This is a genomic window from Nocardia sp. 348MFTsu5.1, from assembly GCF_000383535.1.
Classification (GTDB): domain Bacteria; phylum Actinomycetota; class Actinomycetes; order Mycobacteriales; family Mycobacteriaceae; genus Williamsia; species Williamsia faeni.
Genome location: NZ_KB911512.1, coordinates 244,739 through 271,142, shown reverse-complemented (window position 1 = coordinate 271,142; position 26,404 = coordinate 244,739). Strand labels below are relative to the sequence as shown.

Genomic DNA, 26,404 nt, shown 5'->3' with positions numbered 1-26,404 from the left:
AAACCGAAGGAACTCATGAACACGTTACGCGTCATCCAATGGACCACCGGCAAGGTCGGAAAGCTCAGTCTGCGGGGCATTCTCGACGATCCGCGGCTCGAACTGGTCGGTGTCTACGCCTACTCCGAGGACAAGGCCGGCACCGACGCCGGACCCCTGTGCGGACGACCTGACACCGGCGTCCTGGCCACCACCGACATCGACGCGCTCATCGCCTTGGGTGCCGACACCGTCTTCTACAACCCGTTCATGGCCGACCTCGACCACGTCGTCCGTCTGCTCGAGAGCGGACTCGACGTGATCAGCACCAACCTGTTCCTCAACGTCGGTGGCATCGCGGGTGAGACGGAGAAGGCGCTGGCCGCCGCGTGCGAGCGCGGCGACAGTTCGCTCTACATCACCGGAGTCAACCCGGGCTGGATCAACACGATGGTGACTGCGATGACCGCCGTCAGCCGTGATGTTCAGCAGGTGTCGGTCTTCGAGTCGGCGGACTGCTCGGTCTACGAGTCCGCCGAAACCTGGCAGGCGCTGGGCTTCTCGCTGCCAGAGGCGTCCCCCGAGGTGCTCGAGATGGCGAAGATGTGGCTGAGCACATTCCGCGATTCCGTCGGACGCATGGCTGTCGCGCTGCACTACGACCTCGACGACATGGAGTTCTTCATCGAACACCAGACCGCGTCGGAGGACGTCGATCTGGGCTGGCTGGTGATGAAGAAGAACACCATCGCCGCGATCCGCGCCGGGTGGAATGGCAAGGTCAACGGAAAGACCGTCGTCCAGAACAACGTCGCCTGGTATCTCACCACCAAACTCAACGGGGACTGGGTGTTTGACGACGACCACTACAAGGTGATCATCAAGGGTGAACCTGAAATCCAGACCCGCATCCGTTTCATCCCACCCGAGCACTGGGGCAATCACGAATGGGACACGATGACCGCCATGCCGGCGGTGAGCGCTGCGTTCAACGTTGCCGCCGCGCCGGCGGGCATTCTGACCCTGAAGGATGTGGGCTTGCCGTGCGCGCCCGCGGGAATCTGGGACAAAGAACGGAGCCAGGGGCGTTCGGTAACGGTCTGACGCGGCCAACACTGCATAGATCGTTGCGGGACGACGGTTGATCGAGTCAGAGCGACGCAGCCGTTGCAGCACTTCGGGTTGTCCGCTGTGCTGCAACGGCTGTCGGCGTTCTTGCTCGCAGTCGCTCACCTATCGTCGTGGCAAAAGCGGTCGGATTTGCACTTAGGTCCACAGTCGCGGACTCGGTGGATGGATCAGTACGTGAACTGCCGTTCACGAAAACGTCTGCAAGACAGAATAGCTGAAGCATTCGAAGACATCTTTGATAGGAGAACTCAACCCGATGGTCGACCAATCGCAAGGTGCGTCCGAAACTCTCGTGCAGGTGAGGTGGGCCGATATGGACGTCAATCGGCACGTCAACAATGTTCAAGTGGCCCGACTGTTCGAGGAGGGAAGGGTTCGAATACTACGTGAGTGGTTTACGCCCGATGTGCCCGGCACTGGCGTCGCGCACGTAGCACGTCTCGAGATCGAGTTTGTTGCGCCGATGTACTACACCCCCGAACCGGCTACGGTCCGGCTGTGGACATCGCGCGTGGGAACGTCGTCTTTCGATCTCGGAAGTGATTTGCGCGATGGGCACGGCAACGTGGTCGCTTACTGCGAAATGACGACGGTCACAGTCGATGCCGATTCGGGTCAGTCCCGCCCGTTCGCCGCAGACACCCGCGAGTTTCTGCAAACCAAATTGCGTGACCCAGTGCCACTTCGTCGTAGAGCATGACGTCGGCACCCGGGGGGTGTGGGGTGGCCGCTTGGCCCCGCACGTAACCTCGATAATCCGGCAATCGTCCCTACGTTCGGTGACATCAAAGCCAAACAAGGTATCCAGTAGTGCGCGAAAAGACTTGCTACCGAATTGTCTCGCGACCGAGTACGACGCCTTCGGCCGGCGGCGGATCGGTCACCACCGCGCGGGTGCCGGAGTGTCCAATTTCAGCGGCCGCTCGTACGACAGGTCGCTCCGATCCCGGGTGCCCACCAGGTAACCCTTCTCGGTGAAGAACGACGACTTGAGTACCCGCGCATCACCCAGGAACATCGCTTCCACGGTCGACCGTCGAATAGCGATACGCCACTGCCCTTCTCGACGCTCGAGCCGATCGAGGTAGCGACCACTGATGAACTGCGCGGTGGTGCCGTCATTGCCGATCAGGACCACGAGCACGTAACTCTCGGCATGGGCGGTGTCGCCATCGATGTCGCACGAGTGGGTGGTGATGTTGTGGGTGTGCACCTGCGACGTCTCGGCATGAACCCGGTTGGCCCACTCCCCGTATTCCGGGCCCCTATTTGACGCGTTGCCGTGCTCATCGACGGCGTCGTCGTGGTAGGCCGCGGTGATGAGGTCGATGTCGTGGCGATCGCATCCGCGCGCATGCCGCGCCACACAGTCCAGGATCTCCGTGCGGTCCTTGAGGTAGCGAACATCTGCCTGCAACTGCTCCAGAGTCGATTCGAGTGTCAAGAGTTTCTCCATTTCGGGCTTCTTCCCAGTCGATGCGGATCGGTGGCCGTCGTCTGGCGCAATCGACTGCATCCGGTCCAAACACACACTATACGATCGTACAGCACGCACGAGGTGCGAAAATGACAGGACTCTCGAGAGACAGGTTGTGAACATGCCACCAACGGCCCGGCGCGTAGGCGCGGAAACGTCGAAGACCAGGGACACCATCCTCGACACCGTCGAGAAGATCATGGTCTCCGACGGCTATCCGAGCGTCACCTATCGTGTGGTTGCTGCCAAGGCCGGCGTCACACCGAGTCTCGTCCAGTATTACTTCCCCACGCTCGACGACATCTTCCTGGCAGCCATCCGCCGGCGCACCGAGGAAAACGAGCAACGCCTCCTCGAAGCACTGCAGGCCCGGCCGGAAGAACCGCTGCACGTCATGTGGGAGTTCAGCTGGGCCGAGGCCACGAGTGCTCTGGTCACCGAGTTCATGGCACTGGGAAACCACCGAGCCGCCATCGGAGCCGAGATCGCGAAAGTCACCGCGCAGATCCGGCAAATCCAACTCGATGCCCTCGCTGCCAATTCGACCACCACCGGCAACCCTGACTTTCCGCTCACCCCGGGTGCACTCACGGTTTTGATCTCCGGCATTCCCAAGATGCTGAACCTCGAAAAGGGCGTCGGCATCACCGACGCCCACGAGGACGTTGTCGCGTCATTCACTACCTTCATCGATTCGATCGAACCGCCCAAGTCGCTGCGCCGACCCAAACGCGCAACCCGCGCCCGACGCTGACACCTACACGCCGGCAGGACCTGGCGCACCGTGCATGTAGAGCGTCTGTCCCGAGCAGAAGCTCGACGCGTCGGAGGCGAAAAATAGTACTCCGTAACCGATTTCGTCCGGCTCACCGAGTCGGCCCAGACCGTTGGTCCCGGCGACGGAATCCGGCTCCAGGTTGTATCGCGCGAGTTCATCAGTCAGCGTGGGGGCCCGAACTGCGCCAACGGCAATGGCATTGACACGAATACCTTTCTGAGCCCACGCGGAGGCCATCGAGCCGGTCAGGTTGTTGACCGCAGCCTTCGCCGCGGCATAGGGCGCAGCCTGCGGCATCGCCAGCAGACTCGCCCCTGACGAGATATTGACGATCGTCCCCTTGCCCTGCTCGAGCATGTGGACCGAAGCCGCCCTCGACAGATTCCAGACACTTCCGAGGTTGAGGGCAAAAACGTCGCCGAACTCCTCCTCCGTCCACCTCTTGATCGACTTCGTCTCGGCACCACCGGCACTGTTCACCAGAATGTCGACGCGGCCGAACTCCGCCACGGCCTTGTCGACCAATTCCTGACACCCAGCCGCGGTGCTCACGTCCGCCGATACCGCCAGGGCCCGGCGTCCCAACACCTCGATCTCCTTGGCTGTCGACTCCAGCGGATCGCGGCGGCGACCGGCGAGAACCACGTCTGCGCCGTGTTCGGCAAGCACCAGCGCGGCGCCCCGTCCTATTCCCGTGCCGCCACCGGTGATGAGGGCGACGCGCCCGTCGAGCGAAAACCGATCATTCATTGCAGTGCTCCTTCATTCAAGTTGATGATCCAATCGCCAAGCCGAACAGGCGAAATCGCAACATGCCAGTCAGATCCCGCCGACTCTCGCAGCAATGTCGTCGATCTTTCCGTTCGCTGTACGAGCGTATAGCAAGTGATCTATGCTCGTGTCGAAACCAAGCCCAAAGAGTTTCAAGCCCCAAAGTTTCAAGCCAGAGGAGAGCTCCGTGAGCGATGTGTATTACGACCCCTGGGATGTCGAGATCGACATCGACCCCTACCCGACGTACCGGCGACTGCGTGACGAGGCACCGCTGTACCACAACGAACGCCGAGACTTCTGGGGCCTGAGCCGGTACGCCGACATCGATGCGGCTCTGCGGGATCCACAGCGTTTCAGCTCCGCGAAGGGCGACATCCTCGAGGTCGTCCAGGCCGACCCGGTGATGCCGCCAGGGGTCTTCATCAATGAGGATCCGCCACTGCATACCATCCACCGCAAGATCGTGGGCCGGGCGTTCACACCCCGGAGGATGAAGGCGATCGAAGACAAGGTCCGCGCATTCTGCAACGCCTGCCTCGACCCACTGATGGATGGCGATCGGTTCGATTTTGTGCTCGACCTGGGCGCCGAACTCCCGATGCGAACCATCGGCATGCTCGTCGGGATCCCCGACGCTGATCAGCCCAGCGTGCGTGCCGAGGCAAATCGGGTGCTACGCAACAAACCTGGTGAACCACTACCGGTGAAGAAAGATCACTATTTCGACGGTGACATGTTCACCGAGTACGTCGACTGGCGGATCAAAAATCCCTCGGATGACCTCATCACCGAGTTGCTGGCCGTGGAATTCGAAGACGAGACGGGCACCACCAGGAATCTGCGGAAGGAGGAGCTGCTGATCTTCCTGGCCGTCATCGCCGGAGCAGGTGTGGAGACAACCGGCCGCCTGTTCGGATGGATGGGCAAAGTGCTGGCCGAAAATCCCGACCAACGCCAGGAATTGGTCCTGGACCATTCCCTCATCCCAGGCGCCATCGACGAACTCTTACGCTTCGAGCCCCCGGGCCCCCACGTGGCCCGATACGTCACCGAGGACGTCGAGCTGCACGGGCAAACGGTGCCGGCAGGCAGTGCGCTTCTGCTCATGCTGGCCTCCGCCAACAGGGATGAGCGCACCTTTGACGATCCTGACCGCTTCGACATCCACCGAGCGCCGGGATCACTGTTGTCCTTCGCGAAGGGTGCACACTTCTGCCTCGGCGCCCCCTTGGCCCGCCTCGAGGGCCGGGTGGCGCTGGAAGAGGTCCTGAACAGATTCCCGAAGTGGGACGTCGACCTTGCCGGCGCCCGCCGGGCACGCAGCTCCACAGTGCGCGGCTGGGATTCGATGCCGGCGATCATCGGCTGATGAATCTTCGGAATACCGAGTGTTCCAGTAATTTTCGTCGTCACAGTCACGGGCTGTATCTAAATCGGCAATCGCTGTTCTCGCCGCCCCGGCTTCCATGCCGTGCTATACACATGTTCACCGCTGTACGTACGTACAGCAACGATTGGAGGTTCGATGAATCCAGTAACTGCACAGACCGAAGCGGCCAGCCGGGTAGCGGTGGTCACCGGCGGCGGATCGGGATTGGGGGAATCGATTTGCCATCACCTGGGTCGACAAGGTCATCGGGTAGCGGTACTCGACCGGGACACCGAGGCCGCGCAGCGCGTCGCTGCTGATATACGGGCGCAGGGGGCCGAGGCGACTGCGGTGACCGTGGACGTGGCCGATCAGGGTGCGGTCAACGCCGCGTTTGCCGCGGTCCGCGACGAGTTCGGTCCCGTCGAGATCCTGGTGACCAGCGCAGGTGTCTCCGGGTTCACCCAGTTCGAGGACATCACGCTCGACGAGTGGAATCGGTACATCGCGGTGAACCTCACCGGGACCTTCTTGTGCGCACAGGCCGCGGTCGGGGACATGGTCGCGGCCGGCTGGGGCCGGATCGTGACGATCTCTTCGGCCGCCGGACAAACCGGTGCACTACGCCAAGGTCACTACTCGGCCACCAAAGGTGGTGTCATCGCATTCACCAAGACACTGGCACTGGAGTATGCCGCGAAAGGCATTACGGTCAACACGATTCCGCCGTTCACCATCGACACGCCGATGTTGCGTGCCGCCCAGGAAGCCAAGCACCTACCCAAGGCCGAATACATCTCCCGGGTGATCCCATCGGGACGGGTCGGCAGCGGTGATGACATCGGCGCGATGTGCGCGTACCTCTGCTCTGATGCCGCCGGCTACGTCACCGGTCAGGTCATCGCGGTCAACGGTGGGGCGGTGATGTGACGGCAATGTCGCATCGGCCAGGACCAATTCCCTTGCAGAAAGGAGATGCCGAAAGGCGAACCCAGTGGAATCGATCGAGAAGAAATAGTACGTAAATCCGGCTGAATACCAATTATCAATAAGAGACCAAGTTCTCCAATTCATAGAAAGCAGTTCCCGATGCGCATACCTCCGTTGCCCGCAGATGAATGGAACGAAAACGTTGAAGCCGCCTTCAAGGGCATGCTTCCACGCGAGCGAATGAATCCCGAGGGGGCCGGCAACGCACTGGCCACCCTCGCCCGCCACCCCGACCTGGCAAAGGCCTTTGTCGGGTTTAATCTGTACATCACTTTTCGATCCACCTTGCCTCCCCGCGTACGCGAACTCGCCGTTCTGCGGGTTGCCGCGCTCACCGACTGCGCTTACGAGACCTCCGGCCATCTCCCGATGGCGAAGGACGCCGGCCTCAGCGACCGGGAGGTGACAGCAGCACAGGGCGGGATAGCAGCTGACCAGTTCGAACAATCAGTTCTTGACGCCGTCGTAGAGCTGACCAAGAACACCCAGCTGTCGGAGGTCACCTGGAAGTCACTTTCCGAACAGCTCGATGAACAGCAACGGATGGATCTCGTTTTCACCATCGGCTCCTACTACTTAGTTGCGATGGCTTTCAACACATTCGGCGTTCAACCCGACGTATAGCCAAATCGACGCCACCGATGCCTAACACTTCGATTTGCCCCGGGTGGTGGTTCGTGACCATCCAGTGACGAAACCACACCGGGTCCATATCGAGGCCGGCCGCGGGAATCATCGCCACTGACATCAAGTCTCGGCCACGATCAACCATCGAGAACGGCAGCCGCCCAGGGCATACCGGTTCTTTCGTGCGACATGCAGCTGGCCACTAACGACCAATCTACTGCGAAATCCTCACGAACTCGGCTTCGGGCATCTGCGGTTCGAACGTCGCTTCGCGGTCTCGGGGACTTCGATCGGCACCTGACCGGTGGACTCGGTCAACACCGTTGTCGGCCGGGTTCCGTTGCGGATATTTGTTGATTCCCGATTAGGCTTGGCGTGGTTCTTGTCATGCCCGAGGTGCGAGTAGGGGTCTCCCCTGGACGGAGTCCTCGGGGAACATCTCTTCGTTCAGCGCGGTTTCCAGGACCGTTTTGGTGAACTGCTAAGAAACAGTCCCACCACCGGCGTTGTACGTGACGACGTCAGCCAGGCACAATCACTCACTGCAGCGAACCGCAGCCGCCGTAACTATCGGATCTCTCCTTACTACGACACCACCTCTTGGTATCCAGCAGTCATTGATCCGCTCGTTGTGTGTGCTCAGTGGGCGGGCTTGGATCCCGTCGACGGTGAAAGGGTCGGTTCCACCACAGGAGCTGGGGTCGTAGCTTCGTCCACTGACGATTCGGCGGCGGAGGCGTCCACCGGCGTATCGGCGATCGCGCTCGCTTCAGCGCCGTCGGCGCCGTGGTTGGTGGCCTTCTTCGCCAGGGCACCGACCTTCTGCTGCAGCTTTGGAGCTCCAGCCTTCACGGTCTCCGTTGCTTCGCTGACCTTCTCTTGAACGGTGGGGCTGTGCCACAGTTCAGCGGACTGATTCTTCATCTTCTCGTAGGTCTGCCTGCCGGCCCGCGTTCCCAGAACGAAGCCCACGGCAGTACCCGCCGCGAAGAACAACGTTTTCTGCATGACATCTCCTGTTTGGTTGGGTGAGACGGGCGGTCAGCCGCTTTGTCGGCCAGATCGCCCTCCTACAGCTATGCCCACAGCTACCGAGACCCAAACCGCCGATACGGATCGGATCTGGGCCGAGATCGCTTGCTGGTCATCACTGCCGCCGAAGGTGATACCCAGTATGCAGAGGGTATGCAGGACCCCCGACACAATCGCGATTACTCAACACCGACAGACACTAATACCTCTCCCCCACTGCACCATTCACAATCAGTCAGCAACCCCACGATTCACAAACGTCCACTACGGCACGGTCAAATCAAACCTGTCCAGCGTCAAAGTCAGGGAGGACCGTGCGTTACGCGGCCTTCAACGAGCGGATCATTCGGAGCGATCTCACTACCGAACATCGCTGACCCCTGCTTTGCCCGCGGGCCATCGAGGCCGGTGCGCGAAGCAGCCTGTTGTTCCAGCGATAGACCGGTGGCGGAGCGGATCGGCCAACGCGGACACATAGCGTCGCGTAGTCATCGGCCTACAAGCGCTACCGCACCAAAGGCTGAGAACCCCGCCAGACCACTCCGGCGACTTCTGGGCGCGAGCCCCTCGGCGAGACCCGTGTTTCGCCAGTGATGCTGCGGGACAGCATATTCAGGCCGAAAGAATTCTCGAAGTCGGTGTTGCGGTGGGTGGGAGTGGGTGCTAAAACAGGTGGTGCACAGTGATTTGGTCGCCCGCCAGGGTGGCGGGCCGTGAGTGATGTAGGAGGTGGGTTGCTGTGCTTCGTTTTGATCCTTTCGGTGATGTTGATGCGTTGACCCGCGGGTTGCTGCAGTCGGCGGGGTCGTCTCGAACTCCTCGGTTCATGCCGATGGACTTATGCAAACTCGACGGGCACTATCTGCTGACCGCTGATCTTCCGGGGGTGGATCCGGGCTCGGTTGATGTCAATGTCGACAATGGGGTGCTGACCCTGTCCGCGCAGCGCAGTGCGCGCTCCGACGACGGTGTGCAGTGGTTGACCAACGAACGCCCCTTCGGTGCCTATCGTCGCCAACTCACGCTCGGTGAGGGCATCGATCCTGCCGCCATCACTGCGCACTACGACAACGGTGTGCTGTCGGTGACCATCCCGATCGCCGAGAAAGCCAAACCGCGCCGTATCGAGATCGAACACTCCGACACCCCCCGCTCCATCGACCCCGCCGCAAACAAGCATGAAACGAGTCAATAGCCACCCGCGAGGCCATCGATGTGACGAGCAGTGAGAGAGCTACCCGGGTGTGGTTTCGTACGTATCGACCTGCAGGAGGTGGTGCTTATCGATCGAGCTGAGCATGAGGTGATCTGCCCCGGCCCCAGCCCCTCCGGACTGGCAAACCGGCGGCTATGACCTCCAACAACCAACAAGTCGCCTAGCACGGCGACAACACCCAACCCTGATGTGCCGCCCAGATTATCTGGGCGGCACCATCATTCGTCGACATCGGCGGCGCACAACTCATGTGATGGCTAGTGTTGTGGGCTTGGAAAGTGAGAGGAGCATGAACAAGTCATCCCACAGGCCAACCAGTACAACGCGAGCGGACGTCCTGGCGCTGTCTGCAGCCGCGGTGTCCAACGTCTTGCTGCTGACCGTCGGTATCGAGTTCATTCTCGGAACCTCTATCGACGTCATCAGCGTGACCAGCCTTGCCGCAGTGATGTTGATGGTCACCGCCTTTCGCGCGCTTCGTCACCTCCCCGACACCGAACCAGCCTTCCCCGCATCATCACCCAGAGCTGGGGATGATCAGCCCGTTGGACTCAGCGGCTCATGCCGGCCCTCATCGCACTCGCAACCTCAAAATGAGAAGGAAGCCACCGATGGATAGTCTCAAAGCTGTTCCCAGCGTGGGGTTTACCCACGATCAAGCCCGGTGGCAACCCACACACAAGCGGGATCGACGATGTGACCCGCTGGGCAGTCGATGAAGCTGGCCGCATCTGGCTGACGACAGTGTCCACCCATTCCTGCGCCCAGCCCGACGCCGACCCGTCCCAGCGTCGGGTCTACCCGGCGCTGTTGCTGGAGAGCGCGTGCGCACAGTCCCAGAGGTCAGCGGCACAGACCCGTTCCCGTGGGATGTGGCCGATGTGGTGGCCAATCCTGGTCCACCCGACCCCGCTACCGGGAACCAGCCGCCCGGACTCCTCGAGCTCAGGGTGACCGTTTGCCGCCACCGCCAGCAGTTTGGCCTGAGTGATCACGACTATTTCTTGCGGTTGGCCGGACGGGTGCTCGCCACCCATCCCCCGCTCGCGCCGGCCTCGACAGGACGCTCACGCGGAAATCGTTGCGGTCTGCGTCTTCGCCTCAGTTTCCCAACTGCACGTCCCTGGTGTTCAGTGTCCGTGGTGCACAGTATCTTCGGCGGAGGTCAGTACGACTTTGCGTAGAGCGCGTCGTTCGCGCGCGAGCGCCATCCGTCCTGCTGCCGTGACGCAGCAGGTATGTGAGCCTGGATCGGTGGTGTCTCTGTGAACGAGGCCTTCGGCGTGCAGCGCGACGAACACTGTCTCGACCGCCGCTGGGCGCACGTGGTAGTGGCGCTCAGCCAGCTCCTCAATGACTTGGGCATCGGTGAATACTGCATCGACGGGGTGAGTCAGAACATGTAGCCGGATCGCGATCTGATCGTAGGTATGCAGTGGATCGGTGCCTACTCCGAGCGCAGATCCCGCCCTCTCGGCCACGATCATCACCTGGCTACGGGCAGGGCCAAGGTGGCGAGCATCAACGCGAACAGTAGCCAGCCGGCTCCCTGCCAGATCGGCCACCTGCCCCCGCGACGCCAGATTCGGTAGCCCTGGACCAGAGCGCCGATACCGCCGGCAAGGAAAACGACGGGTACCGCCCACGCCCAGATCGGCTGATCGGTGCCCGCATACACGGCGCCGGCGACGACGGCCACGACAACGACCACCAGACAGTAGACCGAGGCTAGTCGTAACGCGGCCGGATCATTCCACCGCTTTTCCACATCGTTGACCCGCATGGGTTCACGCTGATGGGCCTTGCTCGGCGAGGTGTGGTTGTCAGTCATTTCTGAACCTCCTGCAGCACCGCCATCACCAGCTGGTGCTGATGGCGACGTCCTTGGGCGGCGTGAGCTGCACCGCAGTCAGACAGGGACTACCCCGCCGCCCGGTGCGCATAAACCGCCCCCGGCCGTGACTTCCCACCAGAATCAGGCTTTACTGACCGACACTGTTTCTCGGCCCGCAGCCCCGGCATCAGAGCTGGCAGGACACCACACAGCCCGTTGAAGAAGCTGACGACCCTGGACGCTCAACACCCTGAAGGCAAAGTGTTGAGTTCGGGCGCTCAAAGTGTTGGGTTCAGACGCATTCAGAGGAGATATTTACGGCCCGGATCGCACATAGGTGCTGGTCCAGGCCGTAATTTGGTGCGCCCGAAGGGATTCGAACCCCTAACCTCTTGATCCGTAGTCAAGTGCTCTATCCGTTGAGCTACGGGCGCGTGCTGTGTTCAGTTGTGGTCGTGCTGGTCGAGCATCCATGTGGTCGTACTGGCGGAGGCGAGAGGATTTGAACCTCCGGTCTCGTTTTAGCGAGACAACTCATTAGCAGTGAGTCCCATTCGGCCGCTCTGGCACGCCTCCTGGTGGAGTCCTTTCGAACTGCCGAGGAGAAGATTACACACGCCTCCCCGCAGACACCAAACCGACTGCTAGGCGCATTTTTCTCGTGGCCTAGATTGGATCAGGTGACCCCGCGTATTCGTCCCGATTTAGCCGCAGTGCCCGCCTACGTTCCGGGCAAGAACATCCCCGGCGCTCTCAAACTGGCGAGCAACGAAACCACCTTCGGACCACTGCCCAGTGTGGCGGCAGCCATCGCCGAAGCGGCCTCGCACGTCAACCGTTACCCCGACAACGGTGCGGTGGCGTTGACGGACGAACTGGCCAAGCACCTCGGCGTCGCCCCCGAGAACGTGCAGACTGCCTGCGGATCGGTGACGCTCTGCCAGAACCTGATCACCATCGCCACCCGCCCCGGCGATGAGGTGCTGTTCGCGTGGCGGTCATTCGAGACCTATCCGCTGGCGACCCGGGTTGCCGGTGCCACACCGGTTCAGATCCCGCTGAACGACGACCTCGTCCACGATCTGCCGGCGATGGCAGCCGCCATCACCGGCCGCACCCGGCTGATCTTCATCTGCAATCCGAACAACCCGACCGGCACCGTCGTCGACGCCGACAGCCTGATCGCATTCCTCGACCAGGTCCCGTCCGACGTTCTGGTGGCCATCGACGAGGCCTACTACGAGTACGTCCGGCCCGATGAAGCCCAGCGCTACGACGCCATCGAGTTGCATCGCCGCTACCCGAATCTGGTTGTGCTGCGGACATTCTCGAAGGCGTACGGACTGGCCGGACTCCGGGTGGGTTACGCGATCGCCGATCCCTCGGTCACCAACGCGCTGCTGAAGGTGCACGTGCCGTTCAGCGTCAACTCACTGGCCCAGGCGGCGGCGATCGCCAGCCTGAACGCCAAGGCCGAACTGCTGGGACGTACCGAATCGGTCGCCCTCGAACGCAACCGGGTCACCACCGAACTGCGAGCTGCCGGTTACCGCGTCCCGCCGAGCCAGGCCAACTTCGTCTGGCTCGATCTCGGCACCGACTCGGTGCCGTTCGCCCGCGATGCGGTCGACGCAGGAGTGATCATCCGGCCATTCGACGGCGACGGCGTCCGGGTGACGGTCACCGAGGAAGGCGAGAACAACACGTTCCTCGACTTTGCGCGTGGCCGAGCCGCCCGCGGCTAGCCGCAGACCGCGCCAGCGCAACGCGATGGCCCCGCCGGGTGAAAAACAGCCGGCGGGGCCACAGCGTCCAACTCAGGAGCGCGGGTAACTACCTCCGGTCAGAGACCGCGGGACAAAACCGGCCACATGGAGCCGAGGTCCTTCGCCCAGTAAGGCCAGGCGTGGGTGCCGACGGTGTGGAAGTTCTCCGTCGCCGGCACTCCTCGTGCACGCAGAACCAGAGCGAACTCGAGTGAGCAACGGTAGGCGCCGACCTCGAGGCCACCACCGAGTGCGGTCACTGTCTCCGGCGGGAGCCCATCCTCGCTTTTCGTCTGCTCGTCGAGCGGGCCGGCGATCCCGGTACCCGCGGACAGATACAGGTTCTTCCCACGCAGGGCATCGAGCCGCTTGGACGGGTCGTGGTCGGCCCAACCGGGCGCTCCCCACGGGCCCCACATGTTGGTGGCGTCGCCGCCGTCCTTGGCGACCGTGGCCCGGACGTAGCTCTCGTTGGCGATACCGGTGACCGGTGGACAGCCACTCATCGAGCCGGCGCCCGTGTAGAGACCCGGATTGCGCGACGCCAGCGCGAACGCGGCCTGCCCGCCCATGGACAACCCGGCGACCGCGTTGTTGCCGTCGCCGTTGAAGGCTTCGTCGATCAGCGGGGGCAGTTCCTTGGTGAGGAACGTCTCCCACTGCGGTTTGCCGAGTACTGGGTCGCGCTGCTGCCAGTCGGTGTAAAAAGCACCGTTGCCGGCCGGCAGTACGACGTTCACGTCCTTGTCGGCGAAGAACTCCGGCGCGTGCCCCTTGGCCACCCAGTCACTGACGTCCGTCTTGTCGCCGGCACCGTCGAGCAGATAGAGGGTTCCACGGGATCCGCTCTGGTCCTGTGGCAGCAGCACTGTGACCGGCACATCGCCGCCCATGGCGGGCGAGGAGATCGTCAGGTCCTGCCGCTGTGGACCGACCTTCACGACCTTCTCGATCTTGGCCGTTACCGGCGCCGCAGACACCACCGCCGCGACCGACGTGGTCAATCCGGCTGCCAGCACCAGACCTCCGAAAACCTTCAGCACACGTCCGGCACTCTGCATAAACCGACGACTCCCCTTGTGGTGCGAATATACGACAGCCGAAGGCTACCGAAGAGTGGGCGGCGATACGAAATATCTCAGCCGACTCACAGACTCCGGCGGACGTGGTTTCGCCCCGCCCATAGGCGACATGGATCATGTGGGATATGCAAAACCCGACAAATGACCCAGCTGCCACGGGGGCGTTCGCATTTGTCGCCGATGTCCCGGTTCGCTGGTCGGACATGGACGCCTTCGGCCACATCAATCACGCCCGCATGGTCACCCTGATGGAAGAAGCCCGGGTGGAGTGGCTGTTGAGCGCCGGCGAACAGTACGCGCCGCTCATCAAGAGCGCGATGATCGTGACCGTCGAGATCCGCTATCAGGCACAGCTTCGCCACGAGGACAGCCCTCTTCGAATCAGCATGTGGATAAAGGGTTTTCGCTCCGTCGACTTCACCATCGGCTATGAGGTTCGGTCTGCACACGCCGATGCCGACAGCAAGCCGGCATGCGTGGCCAGTACCCAGATGGCCGTCGTCGATATTGGAAAGCAAAGCCTTCGTCGACTGACCGACACCGAGAAGGGATACCTGTCGCAGTGGTCGCGTACCTGAGATCGTTGTCCGCGTTCAGTTCTCGAGCTCTTTGCGTGGGACGGCTGTTGGCGGCAAGGCCGGATTGGGCGGGACTGCGGCCGTAACACTTTGTTCGGGGAATGGAGTCACGTTGCCCTGCAATATGTTTCGATAGTCACGGAGATTCGCACGTCCGGCGCCGAGCTGTTCACCGAGACGTCGCGTGTTCTCCGCCGACAGCTCCCTCTCACCTGATCGCGCGATGAGGTGATCGATACGCTGGTCGATTGTTCCGGCATAGTTGATCTGGTCGAGAACCTTCAGCTCCTGAGCGGCCGCGGCCACCGCATCCGCAACATCCCACAACGCCGCCACGCGCTCGATCAACTGCGACCACACCGGCCGCAGCTCGGCCTCCCGCGACCGCAACTGCTCGCTGAGTCGTTCGTCCGAATCAGCCACGGCCCGAACACGATCTAGTTCGATGCGGACCGTTCGGAGGTTGATGACATCGGTGGCGATCTCGGCGATCTCGGCGTGCACGTTGATCTGGCCGCGCTGAATCACGAAATGGTCGCTGTGCCAGACCGGCGACCGCACGATCCGATCGTAGGCATTGCCCGCGATGTAGAGCAACGTCTCGTAGCCGTCGACGAAACGAGAACTGCCGGCAGCAGATTCACCACCATCGGTGGCATCCCAGGTCACGGCTTTGCCTGCCATCCATTGGCCGGCCTTCGACCAGTTGTCGGTCAGCTGCCCGATGACGCCGGCTGCGGTATTGGCCGCCATCGCCGTCGCCCGCCGGAGATAGTTGACGTCAAGCGCGCCCGGGCACGGCGTGAAGAGCAGCCCGTTGAACAAACGCTCACGATCGCCGATGTCGAGATGGAGGCCCTCCCGGCGTTCCCGCCGGATGCCTCGCACAGTCCCGGCAAAAACCGGTTTCGATGCCGTCACGAGGTTGCGCGCGGCATCGCGCCGTCGCGACAGCGCCACCACGCGCGAGCGCAGCACCAGGCTCGCAACCTTGGGCATTCGCGGGTTGCGCACCTGTTCCTCTAGCTGTCCGAGCTCACGCTGCAGGCGCCGGAGTTCACCGAAGCCACCGATCCCGGGGACCGGCAGACCTGCGGTGCTCCGACGAACGAGCACTGCCCTGGCCTGCTCGGACAGGAACCCGGAGGCGATCAGGACGGCCGCCGGGTCGGACAGGTCAGGCGCCCGGCCCGGAAGCCGGGCCTGCTCACACCAGCGGCGAATGTCCGCGACGCCGCCCGAAGCGGCGGATGCAGAACTGTCGACCATGGGGGCCTCCGGGAGTTACGGGCTTTCAACCAGTATTACCGGACGACGACGAGCGGGGCCGTTTTGCGACGCCAGAGCGGTGCAGTGACGCGATGAAGGGCCCACGCCACAGGTGTCGACAGCACCGCCGTGACGATGAACACGCCCACCACGGAACCGCTGAAAAGCGAATAGCCCAGCAGATCCATCACCAGTTCCATCACGATTACGTGGACGAGAAAGAACTCGTAGGAGATCTCGCCGAACCAGACCACCGCGGGCCGGGACAACGCCCGATCCCACCAATGCCCGGGCGGGCCGATCACCAGTGGCGCCAGCAGCGCGGTGGCAGCGATCAGATAGAGCACCGACTTCACGATCGTCGCCGATGTGGAGGCAGGCGCAATTGTCGGTTCACCGGCCATCGAGGTGCACGCGATCTCAAAAGCTACGACACCCACCAGCACCGACAAGGTCGCGGGCCAGTTGGAGAGCACGCGTGCGAGCACGGCCAGCAGCATTCCACCGGCAAACCAGGCGAGAAACGCCGGCGGCCATAAACGCGCGGTCATGTCGATGCCCCCGTCTGCCGTGATGACCGCCCAGGCGGGCGTGATCAGCATCAGCACACCGATCGCCGCGATCATCCGGCCCGGGAGCCATCGTCCGCCGCAGATCAGTTGTCCGATCAGCCACGCAAACACCGGAAGCATCAGATAGAAGGCGACCTCGACGACGAGACTCCACATCTGGGTCAAACCGGAATGGAGGTGACCGAATCCGTAGGTCTGCGTGAGGGTGAGATTGCGGAGAAGCCCCGACGGCCCGTGACCGACGTCCGAGACGTCGGTCCGCCACACAAAGATCAGATAGACGCAGAGAACAGTGATCCAGTACGCGGGCAGGATGCGCACCGCACGACGCCAGAAGTACTGCGACACATCCGGTTTCGGACCACCCTCCTGGAGCGACCGGACCCAGGGCGTGAACAGCAGGTAGCCCGACAACACAAAGAATATCGACACCCCGACTTCGAGGCGGGCGAAGAACCACCCCTCGAAGTCGTCGGTGTACCTGCCCGTCCAGAAGGCGGCGTGGGTGGCGCACACCAGCAACGCGGCCAGCCCACGGAGCCCGGTGAGCGACGGGGTGAATCCGGTGTGCGTTCCCATCGGCGGCAGACTCAGACCTTGGACAGCGCGTCGGCCACCCTTTCGAGGGCCGCCACACGACTGCCCTTGACCAGGACCGCGTCGCCCGATTCCAGGTCTCCGAGCGCAGCCACTGCCGCCGCGACATCGTCGACATGCGTGGCGTCCGGACCGTAGTCGGGTGTGGCCACCGCGATCACCTCGATACCCAGCGAGCGCGCCCGCGCGGTGATGGCGACGTGTTGGGCGGCAGCGTCGGCGCCCAGCTCCGCCATCACGCCCAGCACCGCAACCCGTCGCCCGGCAGCGAGAGTGGCAAACGAGTCGAGCGCGGCCGACATCGATGTCGGGTTCGCGTTGTAGGCATCGTTGAGGATCTGTACCCCGGCGTGGGTTCGGCTCAGTTCCATCCGGAGCCCGGAGATGGCGGCACCGCCCAGACCTGCAGCGATCTGTTCGACGCTGACGCCGATGCCACCAGCTGCGGCTGCGGCGGCCAGCGCATTGGCCACCTGATGCTCGCCACGGGCCTCCAGCGCGACCGGCGCGGTCCCCCACGGTGTGTGCAGCGTGAAGCTCGCCCGCAGTTCTGAATCCATCACGATGTTCTCGGCGTACACATCGGCGCCGGACGCGAGGCCGAAGGTCAGCACGGGTGCGGCACTGCGCTGCGCCATCGCCGCGACCACCGGATGGTCGGCGTTGAGCACCGCGAGGCCATCGGCAGGCAGCGCCTCGATCAGTTCGCCCTTGGCCTGGGCCACCGCATCGATATCGCCGAACAATTCGAGGTGCACACCTTCGACGCGGGTCACGATGCCCACGGTCGGGCGAGCGATGTCACACAGCAGCGCGATGTGCCCGATGCCGCGGGCACCCATCTCGACAACCACCGCTTCGGTGTTGTCGGGGGCGCCGAGCAGTGTCAGTGGTAGACCGAGCTCGTTGTTGAACGACCGCTCGTTGGCCGCGGTCACGTAGGTGGTCGCCAGAACGGCCGCCAGCAGATCCTTGGTCGACGTCTTGCCCACCGATCCGGTGACACCCACCACCGGACCCGACAACCGGGCGCGGGCGGCGCGGCCCAGATCCGCCAGGGCCAGCGCGGTGTCGGCGACCTGGATCGCCGTCGCGTCGGGTTTCCCCCGGTCGCCGGCTTGGGCGGTGAGGTATGCCGTGGCACCGCCGGCAAGGGCACCGTCGATGAAGTCGTGTCCGTCGCGTTCGGCGACGATCGGAACAAACAGCTGGCCTGGTCGGATACCGCGAGAATCGATGCTCGCGCCGTCAATGTCCTGATCGGGACCGACGAGCTTTCCACCGGTAGCCGCTGCCACGTCACTCGCCTTGAATCGCACGCGTCGACGCTACCGGGCAGCCGCTCACAGTCACAGCCGAACCCCACGCGCGACCACCAACCACCGGCGATGTCCGGTTCGTCGCTGGCCTATCGTGGGCCGCATGGCCAAACCCGCATCCCCCGACCGCATCCGTCTCGTTGTGCTGTTCGGTGGTGCCTCCGCAGAGCACGATGTGTCCTGCGTCACGGCAGCGCATGTTCTCGCGGCCGCCGACCGTTCCAAGTACGAGCTGATCCCGGTCGGCATCACCCGGGACGGGACCTGGATCCGCAACGACAAGGCCATTGCAACACTCGTCGACCCCAACCTGTCGTTGCCGGACGCCCTCGAGCCCGAGGGCACTGAGATCGACCCGCTGTCGGCTTTGCAGCGGGCCGGCAATGCCACGGTGGTCGTGTTGCCATTGCTGCACGGTCCGCACGGTGAAGACGGAACCGTCCAGGGCATGCTGGAGTTGGCCGGCGTCCCGTACGCCGGAGCCGGCGTCCTCGGCTCGGCACTGTGTATGGACAAGGCGATGGCCAAGGTCGTCACCGCACAGTCCCAGATACCCCAGTGCAAATGGATCGAGTTCCAGGCTGGTTCCGGTGAGATCGAGAATCTGATCGAGCGCGCGGTCGACACCCTCGGACTGCCCGTCTTCGTGAAGCCCGCCAATCTCGGTTCCTCCGTGGGTATTTCGAAGGCGCACGACCGGACCGAGCTCGCGACAGCCATCGAGCTGGCATTGCGCTACGACGAGGTCGTGGTGATCGAAGAGGCCGTCAATGCCCGCGAGATCGAGGTGGCGGTACTTGGCAATCGGGATCCCCGGTCATCGGTACCCGGCGAAATCGTGCCCGGCGCAGAGTTCTACGACTACGAGGACAAGTACGTCAACGGAGCGGCCGGACTGGTCATCCCGGCAGATCTGCCCGATCACGAGGTGGCGCAGGTCCGGCAGCTGGCGCAGCGTGCGTTCCTCGCATTGCGTTGTTCCGGCATGGCCCGCGTCGACTTCTTCTACGAGGAGGACGGCCGCGGCTGGCTTCTCAATGAGATCAACACGATTCCCGGATTCACCCCGGCATCGATGTACCCGAAGCTCTGGGAGGCATCCGGACTCGGTTACAGCGACCTCATCGACCGCCTCGTCGAACTCGCATGTGAACGGCATCAGGTCCGGTCGGGATTCTCCACCGACCACTGAATCCTGCACTGATGGCACGATGAGCAGGTGATCGAGAAAGTACGCGGCCGGATCTGGCGAAACGGCAAGCTCCAGGACGATTTCGACATCGGGTCACTGTCCGATTGCCTGGCCGACGACACCACACTGGCCTGGGCCGACCTGGTGAACCCGAGCCACGAGGCACTCTGCCAGTTGGCCGACGAGCTCGGTCTGAACACCTGGGCCGTGGAAGATGCGCTCGCAGAGGCCGAACGTGTCAAAGCGGTCAACTACCCACACCACAAGTTCATTACCGTCTACGCGGTCGACATGCACGCCGATCCGACCCGGTCGACCAACGGCGCTCTGCAGACCCACCGCATCTCCATGTTCATCAAGGACAACGTGCTGATCACGGTGCGATTGTCGGATGCCTTCGACATGAACCTGGTGACCGAGCGCTGGGACACACTGGACGAACAGCATCACGGCATCGGCGCGCTGGTGCACGGATTGCTCGACGTGGTGGTCGACGGGCACTTCGACGCCGTGCAGTCACTGGACGACAGCATCGAAGACATCGAGACACTACTGTTCGACGACAACAAGAACAGTCGTGATCTCCAACGACGCACCTACCGGGTCCGCAAGAACCTGGTCCAGCTCCGGCGAGTGGTGCTCCCGATGCGCGAAGTGGTCAACCTGATCCAGCGAAACCGGTTGGAGAACCACTCCAATCCGGCTCTCGACGCCAACTTCACCGACCTCTACGACCACGTCCTGCGTGCCTCGGAGTGGACAGAATCATTGCGCGACATGGTCACAACGCTGTTCGAGACCAACCTGTCACTGCAGGATGCCCGGCTCAACACGGTCATGAAGAAACTGACCGGTTGGGCCGCCATCATCGCCGTGCCCACTGCGGTGACCGGCTTCTTCGGTCAGAACGTCAGATTCCCCGGATTCGGCACCACGTTCGGACTGTCCCTCAGTGTCGGGCTCATCGTCGCCACCGTCGCCATCCTCTACTTCATGTTCCGCAGCCGAGACTGGCTCTGATCACGCCGCCCTGCCCCGCCCCCCGTCCCCCGCTCCCCGATGATGTGCCGTTTTGGCGGTGCCGACCTGGGGTTTTGTTCGCAAAAAGGCCACATCATCGGGTCACGGGGTGGCTGAGGCGTTGACCCGGGCGGCCTCCCGCTCGGCGGCGGTGTTGGCGACTCCGGCACGTGAGCCGGCCAGCTTCGCGGCGATGTGATCAGCCACCGTCACCGGCTCGTATTTGCTGCCGTCACCGATGCACGACGGCAGTGTGCTGATCGTCGCGTCGATGTTCCCGTCGTGGAAGAACGCCGCCGAACGCCGACGTTCGATGACACCGTCGACCACCGGCGGTTTCACGCGATGCAATGTGGACATCCAGCGTTCGTTGGTCCACCGTGCCATCAGGTCGCCGACGTTGATGAGCAAGGCACCATCGGCGGGTGAGACATCGTGCCAGAGCCCATCGCGGTCAAGGACCTGTAGGCCCTTGACCTGATCCGCCCAGAGAACGGTGACGATCCCGTAGTCGGTATGAGCGCCCATGCCGGTCAGTTCGGCGTCGAGCTCGATCTCGCCGGGCGGGAGGGCGTAGTTGTTCATCCGCAGCACATCCAGCGAATGATCGGTGAAGTCCGCGAAGAAGTCCGGCTGCAATTCGAGGGCGTCGGCGAAGATGCGGGTGAGCGTGCGGGCGACCCTGGCTGCCTCGGCATAGTAGGGTGCAACTCCCGCCTTGAAGCCCGGAGTTTCTGCCGGCCAGAGGTTTTCGGCGTAATCCTCATCCGGAAGATCCAGCCCCGGGTACTCGGCCGCGGATGCCCCGACGTTGAACGCCTCGAAGAAATCGTTCATCCGGTTCGCCGACTCGACACCGAGGCTCAGCGACAACGACTCCGACTTCGGCGCGGTGTACCCACGATTGATCCGCGGCACCGTCCGATACGCCTTCTTGGTGTCGAGTGGCAGCGAGAAGAACTCATCGATCGCCGCGGCAAAAGCGTCTGACACCGCGGGTGAAATGCCATGTCCTAGAATCTGAATGAACCCGACCTCCGAGCACGCCGCGTCGACCTGTTTCGCGACCTCCGCCTTGTCGGCCTCGGTTCCACCGGTGACATACGGGGCGATGTCGACGGTGGGGACCACGAACTCAGATGCCATCCCTACACTCCTCAGTTGCGCGTGAGGCCGACTCTAATTCACCGACCACGACGCCGCAGAGGGAGTGCGGTCCGCCCAGTGGCGATCAACCGCCTGTGACAGCAACGATCCGCTCGGCGATCAATCCGAGCGCGGTATCGGCCGCGGGCAGAACTCCGGGGAACTGGAAGAAACCATGCATCTGCCCGTCAAAGATGTTGATCTGCACCGCGACTCCGGCGCGTGCCAGCGCATCCGCGTAGGCCTCACCCTCGTCGCGCAGGACGTCGTATTCCGGAATCAGCACCAGAGCCGGCGGTGAACCGGACAGGTTTCCCCACAACGGCGAAGCATCGGGGTTCCGCCGGGTGGCCGGGTCGGGTGTGTAGTGATTCCAGAACCAGATCATCGAATCACGGTCCAGCAACAGCTGATTCGCCGGATCGAGGTAGCTCACGGAATTCAGATCATGGTTGATGACGGGATAGATCAAGACCTGCAACGCAATGGGGGGACCGGATTCGGCGGCTGCGCGTTGCCCGGCCACAGCGGCCAGGTTGCCGCCCGCACTGTCGCCGGCGACGATCAGCGGCAGCGTCGGCCAACTCGCCGACGTCCAGTTGACCACGTCCCAGGCATCGCGCGCGGCGGTCGGATACGGATACTCCGGCGCCAGTCGATAATCAGCCGACACCACAACACAATTGGTGACCGCGGCCAGCCTCCGGACACCGGCATCGTATTGGGCAACCGATCCGAGTACCCAACCGCCGCCGTGGAAGTACACGATCACGCCGTGGGGTTGTTCGGTCGCGCTGTAGACCCGGACCGGGATCTTGTATCCGTCATCGGCCCGCACCGTGTCCTCACGTACCGCGTGCAGATCGGGGCCCGGCGAGACGAGATCGGCGAGTGCGGCGAAGACGGCGCGAGCCTGTGGCACCGGCATTTGATGGATCGGCGGCCCACCCGCCTCTGCCAACTGCGCGAGCAAGGCCGAGGTCGCATCATCGACTGCCATCGGCCCAATGTACTGCGCGCAGATCAAGCCGCACGTGAAAGTGACAGTGGGTCGTGATGTTTTGCAACCACACCAGGCGGGCACGCTGCTGTCATGAGCATCGAAGACGGACCCGGCGACACCCTGAACCCGAGCGAGAGCCTTGACAGCGACGATCTGTCGAATACGGAAGGCGACGACGTCGTGGATCCGCCGGACCAGTGGAACGAGGCCGACAAGTTCGGCACCACCCAGAGTGAGGAAGCAGCGGGCGAGTCCCTCGACCAGAAGGTCGCCGAAGAGGTCCCCGACGTCGAGATCGAGCAACAACCGGACTTCCCGGTGGCCGTCGCACCCGATCAAACACTTACCGAGGAGATCGTCGACAGGGTGATCGACGAAGAGGGCCCCGAGGTGATTCCCGGCATCGAGGAAGATTTCTAGAGATCGCGGGGTCCTCGCTGGTCAAAGACTGAGCGGCCAATTTATGTAAACGAGCATTCTCACGCAAGAACCGTGGCACACTGACTCCGAACCGACGACCCGCATCACAAGGAGTTCGAACCATGACCCGTGCCGCCGAGGCCGTTCACGTCAGTTCGTTGTTCATCGACGGCACCTGGGCCACGCCCTCGACCACGGATCGGATCGAGGTTCTCTCCGCGAGCGCCGGCGCACCGATCGGTTCCGTTCCGCATGCCGGACGGGCCGATGTCGACGCCGCTGTTGCCGCCGCCCGCCGGGCATTCGACGATCCGACCGGCTGGCGCACGTGGGAGCCGGCAGAGCGGGCCGATGCGCTCGACCGCCTGGCCGCCGAGATGACTGCGCGCGCCGAACAGACCGCGGCCCGGGTCTCCGAGCAGAATGGCATGCCGATCTCGACCGCTGGTCAGCTCGAAGGTGGATTTCCCATCGCCACCGTGAGCTACTACGCGGCGCTGCTCCGTGAGTCGATCACCGAAGAGACCAACCCGCACATGCTGGGCGGCACGTCGACCACCCGCAAGGAACCGATCGGCGTGGTCGCGGCGATCGCACCGTGGAACTTCCCGCAATGTCTCGCCGCATTCAAGTACGCACCGGCACTGGCCGCCGGATGCACCGTGGTCCTCAAACCGTCGCCGGAAACCGTCCTCGACTCCGAGTTGCTGGCGCAGGCCGCCGAAGCTGCCGGTCTACCCGCGGGTGTGCTCAACATCGTGCCGGGTGGCCGCGACACCGGCGCGTACCTGGTGCAGCACCCCGACGTGAACAAAGTCGCGTTCACCGGTTCCACCGGTGCCGGCCGGGCGATCGCCGAGGTCTGCGGTCGCCTACTGCGCCCGGTCACCCTGGAGCTGGGCGGCAAGTCCGCTGCCATCGTCCTCGACGACGCCGACCTCGACCTCACCGTCATCGGCGAAAAACTCTTCGGTGCGACCATGCTCAACAACGGTCAGACGTGCTTTCTCGGCACCCGGATCCTGGCTCCGCGAAGCCGCTACGACGAGGTTGTCGGCGCGTTCGAGGCACTGGTCGGCACGCTGGTTGTCGGCGATGCTCTCGACCCGGCCACCACTCTGGGACCGATGGTCAGTGCGCAACATCGCGATCGCGTCGAGGGCTACATCGCCTCCGGCAAGCAGCAGGGTGCCCGGCTCGTCACCGGCGGCGGCCGGCCCGCGGGGTTGGACAACGGCTGGTTCGTCGAGCCCACCGTGTTCGCGGACGTCGACAACAGCTTCACGATCGCCCGCGAAGAGATCTTCGGCCCGGTCCTGTCGATCATCCCGTTCGACGACGACGCCGACGCGATCCGCATCGCCAACGATTCGCCGTACGGCCTCGGTGGTTCGGTGTGGACCACCGACGAGGATCGCGGCATGAACGTTGCCCGGCAGATCCAGACCGGAACCATCGGGGTCAACACCTACCTCATCGACATGTTCGCGCCGTTCGGTGGAGTGAAGGACAGCGGCCTGGGCCGCGAGCTCGGCCCGAACGCGATCTCCACCTACCAGAACATCAAGACCATTTTCCGCTGACCACCCGGCCAGTGCCTGGTCGGGCGGGGAGGTCCGGCCAGGCACTACCTAATTTCCACCCGCCGTCGAGCGTGCCCAAATCACCGTCGAGCGTGCATAAATCACCGTCCAGTGTGCCGAAAACAATTGCACCCGAACCGGTTAGGCACGTTCGACGGTAACGAGGGCACGCTCGGCGGCGTTATCGGCACGCTCGGCGGCGGTCAGTCCTCGTCGATCTTGCGACCCTGGACGTACACCGAAGCGATGGCGGGCTCACGTAGCTGCATCAGGAGCGCGAACAGCAGTTGATCCCGTGCCATCTCGTCGTCGTCCGCCCGGACACCGTGGGTGACCGCGTTGTACAGGGCGGGCCACCGCTCAGGATCGATCACCACGAAGTCGGCTTCCTTACCGACGTCGAAGTTGCCGAACCGGTCTTCCATGTCAAGCGCGCGGGCGCCGGCAAGCGTTGACACGAACAACATTTCCGCCGGATGCATCGACACGCCGGCATCGCCGGGCTCGCTGATGTGAACCTTGAACGCGTCGTTGACAACTCGCGAGATCAGCCATTCATCACCGCCGCCGTGGTCGGTGCCGAGTGAGATGTTCACACCCGACGCGACGGTCCGCAGCCACGGCATGGTGCCCGACCCCAGGAACAGCTGCGACACCGGACAATGCGAGATCGAGGTTCCGGTCTCGGCCATGCGCGCGAGTTCGCCGTCCTGACAATGCACGGCATGCGCCAAGATGGTGCGCGGGCCCAGCAGCGACTCACCACCGACCTTGGAGCCCGGCAAGAACTTTCCGTCGTAGGTGTCGAGGTAGGAGTCGACCTCGTAGACCGCTTTGGTCGCGTCGATCTCCCCGGTGCCCGGACGATTGTTTTCGTTGAGGTGTGTGTGGACGTACACGCCTCTCGATCGCACGTCGGCGTACAACTCACCGAGTGCTGCCAACGTTTTCGGCGTCACCGACAGTGAAAAGCGGGGCACCAGTGCGACATGCAGGAGCGCGGTCGCAAAATCTCCGGTGTCTGCGGCGTGCCACTTGTCGACCTCGGCGGCCGTCAGCGCGATCGCCTGTTCCTCGCTCGTCAGCAGCGGAGCCGCGGAATCGGGTCCACGGGTTTGGATCCCGCGACCGCTGACGATGCGCAGCCCACGGCGCCGGGTCTCTTCGAACAGTGCGTCCTGCGCATCCGGGAATGCCGATCCGAACACCATCGCAGCGGTGGTACCGGCCCGAACGCGCCGGCGCGTGAACTCGGCCGCAGTCAGTTGTCCGATCTCCCGATCACCGAGTTTCGACTCGGTGGGAAAGATGCACCGCTCAAGCCATTCGAGCAATTGTCCGCCGCCGTAGGAATTCCCGGCGAACGTCTGCGGGAAATGAATGTGGGTGTCCACGAATCCGGGAAGGATGAACCCCGGGCGATAGTCGACCACCGACGAATGCGCGTGTTCCACTGGAAGCGAGGAGAACTCGCCACACCAAGAGATTGTGCCGTCGGCCTCGACCACCAACCCGCCGTCTTCGATGAAGACAAGTGCATCGTGTGCGGTGTCGACTTTCGGCGAGCCGGCGATATGGAAGATCTGACCGCGGTAGAGGTGCTTCACTGAATCACTTAAACACCCCTACGCCATTCGCGCTCGACAGTCG

Annotated in this window: 25 protein-coding genes, 2 tRNA genes and 1 pseudogene; 14 read left to right on the top strand and 14 right to left on the bottom strand. The window is 63.2% G+C overall.

The window, feature by feature from the left end; all coding sequences use genetic code 11:
* The first annotated feature begins 15 nt into the window (after positions 1–15).
* Both H290_RS0109700 and H290_RS0109695 read left to right on the top strand, forming a co-directional pair.
* Complete coding sequence (locus H290_RS0109700) at positions 16–1,083, top strand: hypothetical protein (protein WP_020106602.1); 1,068 nt, start codon at positions 16–18, stop codon at positions 1,081–1,083.
* A 283-nt stretch (positions 1,084–1,366) separates the two neighbouring features.
* Entirely contained in the window at positions 1,367–1,810 is a 444-nt protein-coding gene (locus H290_RS0109695; protein ID WP_020106601.1) for a thioesterase family protein, read from the top strand.
* A gap of 180 nt (positions 1,811–1,990) precedes the next feature.
* Here the strand turns inward: H290_RS0109695 and H290_RS0109690 are convergent, their stop codons facing one another.
* On the bottom strand, positions 1,991–2,566 hold the full coding sequence (locus H290_RS0109690) for a nuclear transport factor 2 family protein (protein WP_020106600.1): 576 nt from the start codon (positions 2,564–2,566) through the stop codon (positions 1,991–1,993).
* Between the two features lie 142 nt (positions 2,567–2,708).
* Here H290_RS0109690 and H290_RS0109685 point away from each other — a divergent pair, with 142 nt between their 5' ends.
* Positions 2,709–3,341, top strand: coding sequence for a TetR/AcrR family transcriptional regulator (locus H290_RS0109685; protein ID WP_020106599.1), 633 nt, complete (start codon positions 2,709–2,711; stop codon positions 3,339–3,341).
* 3 nt (positions 3,342–3,344) lie between these two features.
* Here H290_RS0109685 and H290_RS0109680 read toward each other — a convergent pair whose 3' ends face one another.
* The gene (locus H290_RS0109680; RefSeq protein WP_020106598.1) at positions 3,345–4,115 is read right to left on the bottom strand and encodes an SDR family NAD(P)-dependent oxidoreductase; all 771 of its coding nucleotides are present in this window, start codon (positions 4,113–4,115) and stop codon (positions 3,345–3,347) included.
* A gap of 208 nt (positions 4,116–4,323) precedes the next feature.
* Between H290_RS0109680 and H290_RS0109675 the strand changes: the two genes are divergently transcribed.
* From H290_RS0109675 to H290_RS0109665, 3 genes are all read left to right on the top strand, one after another.
* The gene (locus H290_RS0109675) at positions 4,324–5,508 is read left to right on the top strand and encodes a cytochrome P450 (RefSeq protein ID WP_020106597.1); all 1,185 of its coding nucleotides are present in this window, start codon (positions 4,324–4,326) and stop codon (positions 5,506–5,508) included.
* 156 nt (positions 5,509–5,664) lie between these two features.
* Positions 5,665–6,438: an SDR family NAD(P)-dependent oxidoreductase gene (locus tag H290_RS0109670; protein WP_036518467.1), complete on the top strand. Its 774-nt coding sequence runs from the start codon at positions 5,665–5,667 to the stop codon at positions 6,436–6,438.
* 159 nt (positions 6,439–6,597) lie between these two features.
* Complete coding sequence (locus tag H290_RS0109665; protein ID WP_028463000.1) at positions 6,598–7,122, top strand: carboxymuconolactone decarboxylase family protein; 525 nt, start codon at positions 6,598–6,600, stop codon at positions 7,120–7,122.
* Positions 7,123–7,764: 642 nt separating this feature from the next.
* Here the strand turns inward: H290_RS0109665 and H290_RS31605 are convergent.
* Positions 7,765–8,133 carry a YtxH domain-containing protein gene (locus H290_RS31605; protein ID WP_020106594.1) on the bottom strand — a complete coding sequence of 123 codons (369 nt, stop codon included), beginning with the start codon at positions 8,131–8,133 and terminating at the stop codon, positions 7,765–7,767.
* 763 nt (positions 8,134–8,896) lie between these two features.
* Between H290_RS31605 and H290_RS0109655 the strand changes: the two genes are divergently transcribed.
* Positions 8,897–9,352, top strand: a complete 456-nt coding sequence (locus H290_RS0109655) for an Hsp20/alpha crystallin family protein (protein ID WP_028462999.1) — start codon at positions 8,897–8,899, stop codon at positions 9,350–9,352.
* Between the two features lie 818 nt (positions 9,353–10,170).
* Here H290_RS0109655 and H290_RS0109645 read toward each other — a convergent pair.
* On the bottom strand, positions 10,171–10,368 hold the full coding sequence (locus H290_RS0109645; RefSeq protein WP_155976778.1) for a hypothetical protein: 198 nt from the start codon (positions 10,366–10,368) through the stop codon (positions 10,171–10,173).
* Between the two features lie 270 nt (positions 10,369–10,638).
* Here H290_RS0109645 and H290_RS31115 point away from each other — a divergent pair, with 270 nt between their 5' ends.
* Positions 10,639–10,779: a hypothetical protein gene (locus H290_RS31115; protein WP_155976777.1), complete on the top strand. Its 141-nt coding sequence runs from the start codon at positions 10,639–10,641 to the stop codon at positions 10,777–10,779.
* Positions 10,780–10,859: 80 nt separating this feature from the next.
* Here H290_RS31115 and H290_RS0109635 read toward each other — a convergent pair whose 3' ends face one another.
* From H290_RS0109635 to H290_RS0109625, 3 genes are all read right to left on the bottom strand, one after another.
* Entirely contained in the window at positions 10,860–11,204 is a 345-nt protein-coding gene (locus H290_RS0109635; protein WP_020106589.1) for a hypothetical protein, read from the bottom strand.
* Positions 11,205–11,565: 361 nt separating this feature from the next.
* A tRNA-Arg gene (locus H290_RS0109630) sits at positions 11,566–11,641 on the bottom strand.
* 50 nt (positions 11,642–11,691) lie between these two features.
* Positions 11,692–11,783: transfer RNA gene (locus H290_RS0109625), tRNA-Ser, on the bottom strand.
* A 104-nt stretch (positions 11,784–11,887) separates the two neighbouring features.
* Between H290_RS0109625 and hisC the strand changes: the two genes are divergently transcribed.
* Positions 11,888–12,952: a histidinol-phosphate transaminase gene (hisC, locus tag H290_RS0109620; protein ID WP_028462997.1), complete on the top strand. Its 1,065-nt coding sequence runs from the start codon at positions 11,888–11,890 to the stop codon at positions 12,950–12,952.
* 98 nt (positions 12,953–13,050) lie between these two features.
* Here hisC and H290_RS0109615 read toward each other — a convergent pair whose 3' ends face one another.
* Positions 13,051–14,034 (bottom strand): alpha/beta hydrolase family protein, encoded by a 984-nt coding sequence (locus H290_RS0109615; protein WP_020106587.1) that lies wholly within the window; start codon positions 14,032–14,034, stop codon positions 13,051–13,053.
* Between the two features lie 146 nt (positions 14,035–14,180).
* Between H290_RS0109615 and H290_RS0109610 the strand changes: the two genes are divergently transcribed.
* Positions 14,181–14,633 carry a thioesterase family protein gene (locus H290_RS0109610; protein ID WP_020106586.1) on the top strand — a complete coding sequence of 151 codons (453 nt, stop codon included), beginning with the start codon at positions 14,181–14,183 and terminating at the stop codon, positions 14,631–14,633.
* A gap of 15 nt (positions 14,634–14,648) precedes the next feature.
* On the opposite strand, the gene H290_RS0109605 is transcribed toward H290_RS0109610, so the two are convergent.
* Genes H290_RS0109605 through murF form a run of 3 tightly spaced genes read right to left on the bottom strand, consistent with a single transcriptional unit; the run spans position 14,649 to position 18,390 of the window.
* Complete coding sequence (locus tag H290_RS0109605) at positions 14,649–15,902, bottom strand: hypothetical protein (RefSeq protein WP_020106585.1); 1,254 nt, start codon at positions 15,900–15,902, stop codon at positions 14,649–14,651.
* Positions 15,903–15,937: 35 nt separating this feature from the next.
* On the bottom strand, positions 15,938–17,053 hold the full coding sequence (locus H290_RS0109600; RefSeq protein ID WP_020106584.1) for an acyltransferase: 1,116 nt from the start codon (positions 17,051–17,053) through the stop codon (positions 15,938–15,940).
* Positions 17,054–17,064: 11 nt separating this feature from the next.
* Positions 17,065–18,390, bottom strand: a complete 1,326-nt coding sequence (gene murF / locus H290_RS0109595) for a UDP-N-acetylmuramoyl-tripeptide--D-alanyl-D-alanine ligase (protein ID WP_020106583.1) — start codon at positions 18,388–18,390, stop codon at positions 17,065–17,067.
* 103 nt (positions 18,391–18,493) lie between these two features.
* On the opposite strand from murF, the gene H290_RS0109590 reads away from it, so the two are divergent.
* Together H290_RS0109590 and H290_RS0109585 are read left to right on the top strand one after the other, a co-directional pair.
* The gene (locus H290_RS0109590) at positions 18,494–19,582 is read left to right on the top strand and encodes a D-alanine--D-alanine ligase family protein (protein ID WP_020106582.1); all 1,089 of its coding nucleotides are present in this window, start codon (positions 18,494–18,496) and stop codon (positions 19,580–19,582) included.
* A gap of 27 nt (positions 19,583–19,609) precedes the next feature.
* Positions 19,610–20,602, top strand: coding sequence for a magnesium transporter CorA family protein (locus H290_RS0109585; RefSeq protein WP_020106581.1), 993 nt, complete (start codon positions 19,610–19,612; stop codon positions 20,600–20,602).
* A gap of 102 nt (positions 20,603–20,704) precedes the next feature.
* Here H290_RS0109585 and H290_RS0109580 read toward each other — a convergent pair whose 3' ends face one another.
* Together H290_RS0109580 and H290_RS0109575 are read right to left on the bottom strand one after the other, a co-directional pair.
* Entirely contained in the window at positions 20,705–21,748 is a 1,044-nt protein-coding gene (locus tag H290_RS0109580; RefSeq protein ID WP_020106580.1) for an isopenicillin N synthase family oxygenase, read from the bottom strand.
* Between the two features lie 85 nt (positions 21,749–21,833).
* On the bottom strand, positions 21,834–22,748 hold the full coding sequence (locus H290_RS0109575; RefSeq protein WP_020106579.1) for an alpha/beta hydrolase: 915 nt from the start codon (positions 22,746–22,748) through the stop codon (positions 21,834–21,836).
* Between the two features lie 93 nt (positions 22,749–22,841).
* Here H290_RS0109575 and H290_RS28215 point away from each other — a divergent pair.
* Positions 22,842–23,132 (top strand): annotated as a pseudogene (locus H290_RS28215) (hypothetical protein); the annotation flags it as partial.
* Positions 23,133–23,293: 161 nt separating this feature from the next.
* Positions 23,294–24,754, top strand: a complete 1,461-nt coding sequence (locus H290_RS0109565) for an aldehyde dehydrogenase (RefSeq protein WP_020106577.1) — start codon at positions 23,294–23,296, stop codon at positions 24,752–24,754.
* 203 nt (positions 24,755–24,957) lie between these two features.
* On the opposite strand, the gene H290_RS0109560 is transcribed toward H290_RS0109565, so the two are convergent.
* Positions 24,958–26,361 (bottom strand): guanine deaminase, encoded by a 1,404-nt coding sequence (locus H290_RS0109560; RefSeq protein WP_020106576.1) that lies wholly within the window; start codon positions 26,359–26,361, stop codon positions 24,958–24,960.
* Between the last annotated feature and the right edge of the window lie 43 nt (positions 26,362–26,404).

Coding starts and splice junctions, on each gene's coding strand:
- H290_RS0109610 (WP_020106586.1), top strand. CDS start 14,181: ATGCAAAACCCGACAAATGACCCAGCTGCCACGGGGGCGTTCGCATTT.
- H290_RS0109590 (WP_020106582.1), top strand. CDS start 18,494: ATGGCCAAACCCGCATCCCCCGACCGCATCCGTCTCGTTGTGCTGTTC.
- H290_RS0109685 (WP_020106599.1), top strand. CDS start 2,709: ATGCCACCAACGGCCCGGCGCGTAGGCGCGGAAACGTCGAAGACCAGG.
- H290_RS0109615 (WP_020106587.1), bottom strand. CDS start 14,034: ATGCAGAGTGCCGGACGTGTGCTGAAGGTTTTCGGAGGTCTGGTGCTG.
- H290_RS31605 (WP_020106594.1), bottom strand. CDS start 8,133: ATGCAGAAAACGTTGTTCTTCGCGGCGGGTACTGCCGTGGGCTTCGTT.
- H290_RS0109575 (WP_020106579.1), bottom strand. CDS start 22,748: ATGGCAGTCGATGATGCGACCTCGGCCTTGCTCGCGCAGTTGGCAGAG.
- H290_RS0109600 (WP_020106584.1), bottom strand. CDS start 17,053: ATGGGAACGCACACCGGATTCACCCCGTCGCTCACCGGGCTCCGTGGG.
- H290_RS0109565 (WP_020106577.1), top strand. CDS start 23,294: ATGACCCGTGCCGCCGAGGCCGTTCACGTCAGTTCGTTGTTCATCGAC.
- H290_RS0109605 (WP_020106585.1), bottom strand. CDS start 15,902: ATGGTCGACAGTTCTGCATCCGCCGCTTCGGGCGGCGTCGCGGACATT.
- H290_RS0109580 (WP_020106580.1), bottom strand. CDS start 21,748: ATGGCATCTGAGTTCGTGGTCCCCACCGTCGACATCGCCCCGTATGTC.
- H290_RS0109700 (WP_020106602.1), top strand. CDS start 16: ATGAACACGTTACGCGTCATCCAATGGACCACCGGCAAGGTCGGAAAG.
- H290_RS0109690 (WP_020106600.1), bottom strand. CDS start 2,566: ATGGAGAAACTCTTGACACTCGAATCGACTCTGGAGCAGTTGCAGGCA.
- H290_RS0109695 (WP_020106601.1), top strand. CDS start 1,367: ATGGTCGACCAATCGCAAGGTGCGTCCGAAACTCTCGTGCAGGTGAGG.
- H290_RS0109680 (WP_020106598.1), bottom strand. CDS start 4,115: ATGAATGATCGGTTTTCGCTCGACGGGCGCGTCGCCCTCATCACCGGT.
- H290_RS0109670 (WP_036518467.1), top strand. CDS start 5,665: ATGAATCCAGTAACTGCACAGACCGAAGCGGCCAGCCGGGTAGCGGTG.
- H290_RS0109665 (WP_028463000.1), top strand. CDS start 6,598: ATGCGCATACCTCCGTTGCCCGCAGATGAATGGAACGAAAACGTTGAA.
- H290_RS0109635 (WP_020106589.1), bottom strand. CDS start 11,204: ATGACTGACAACCACACCTCGCCGAGCAAGGCCCATCAGCGTGAACCC.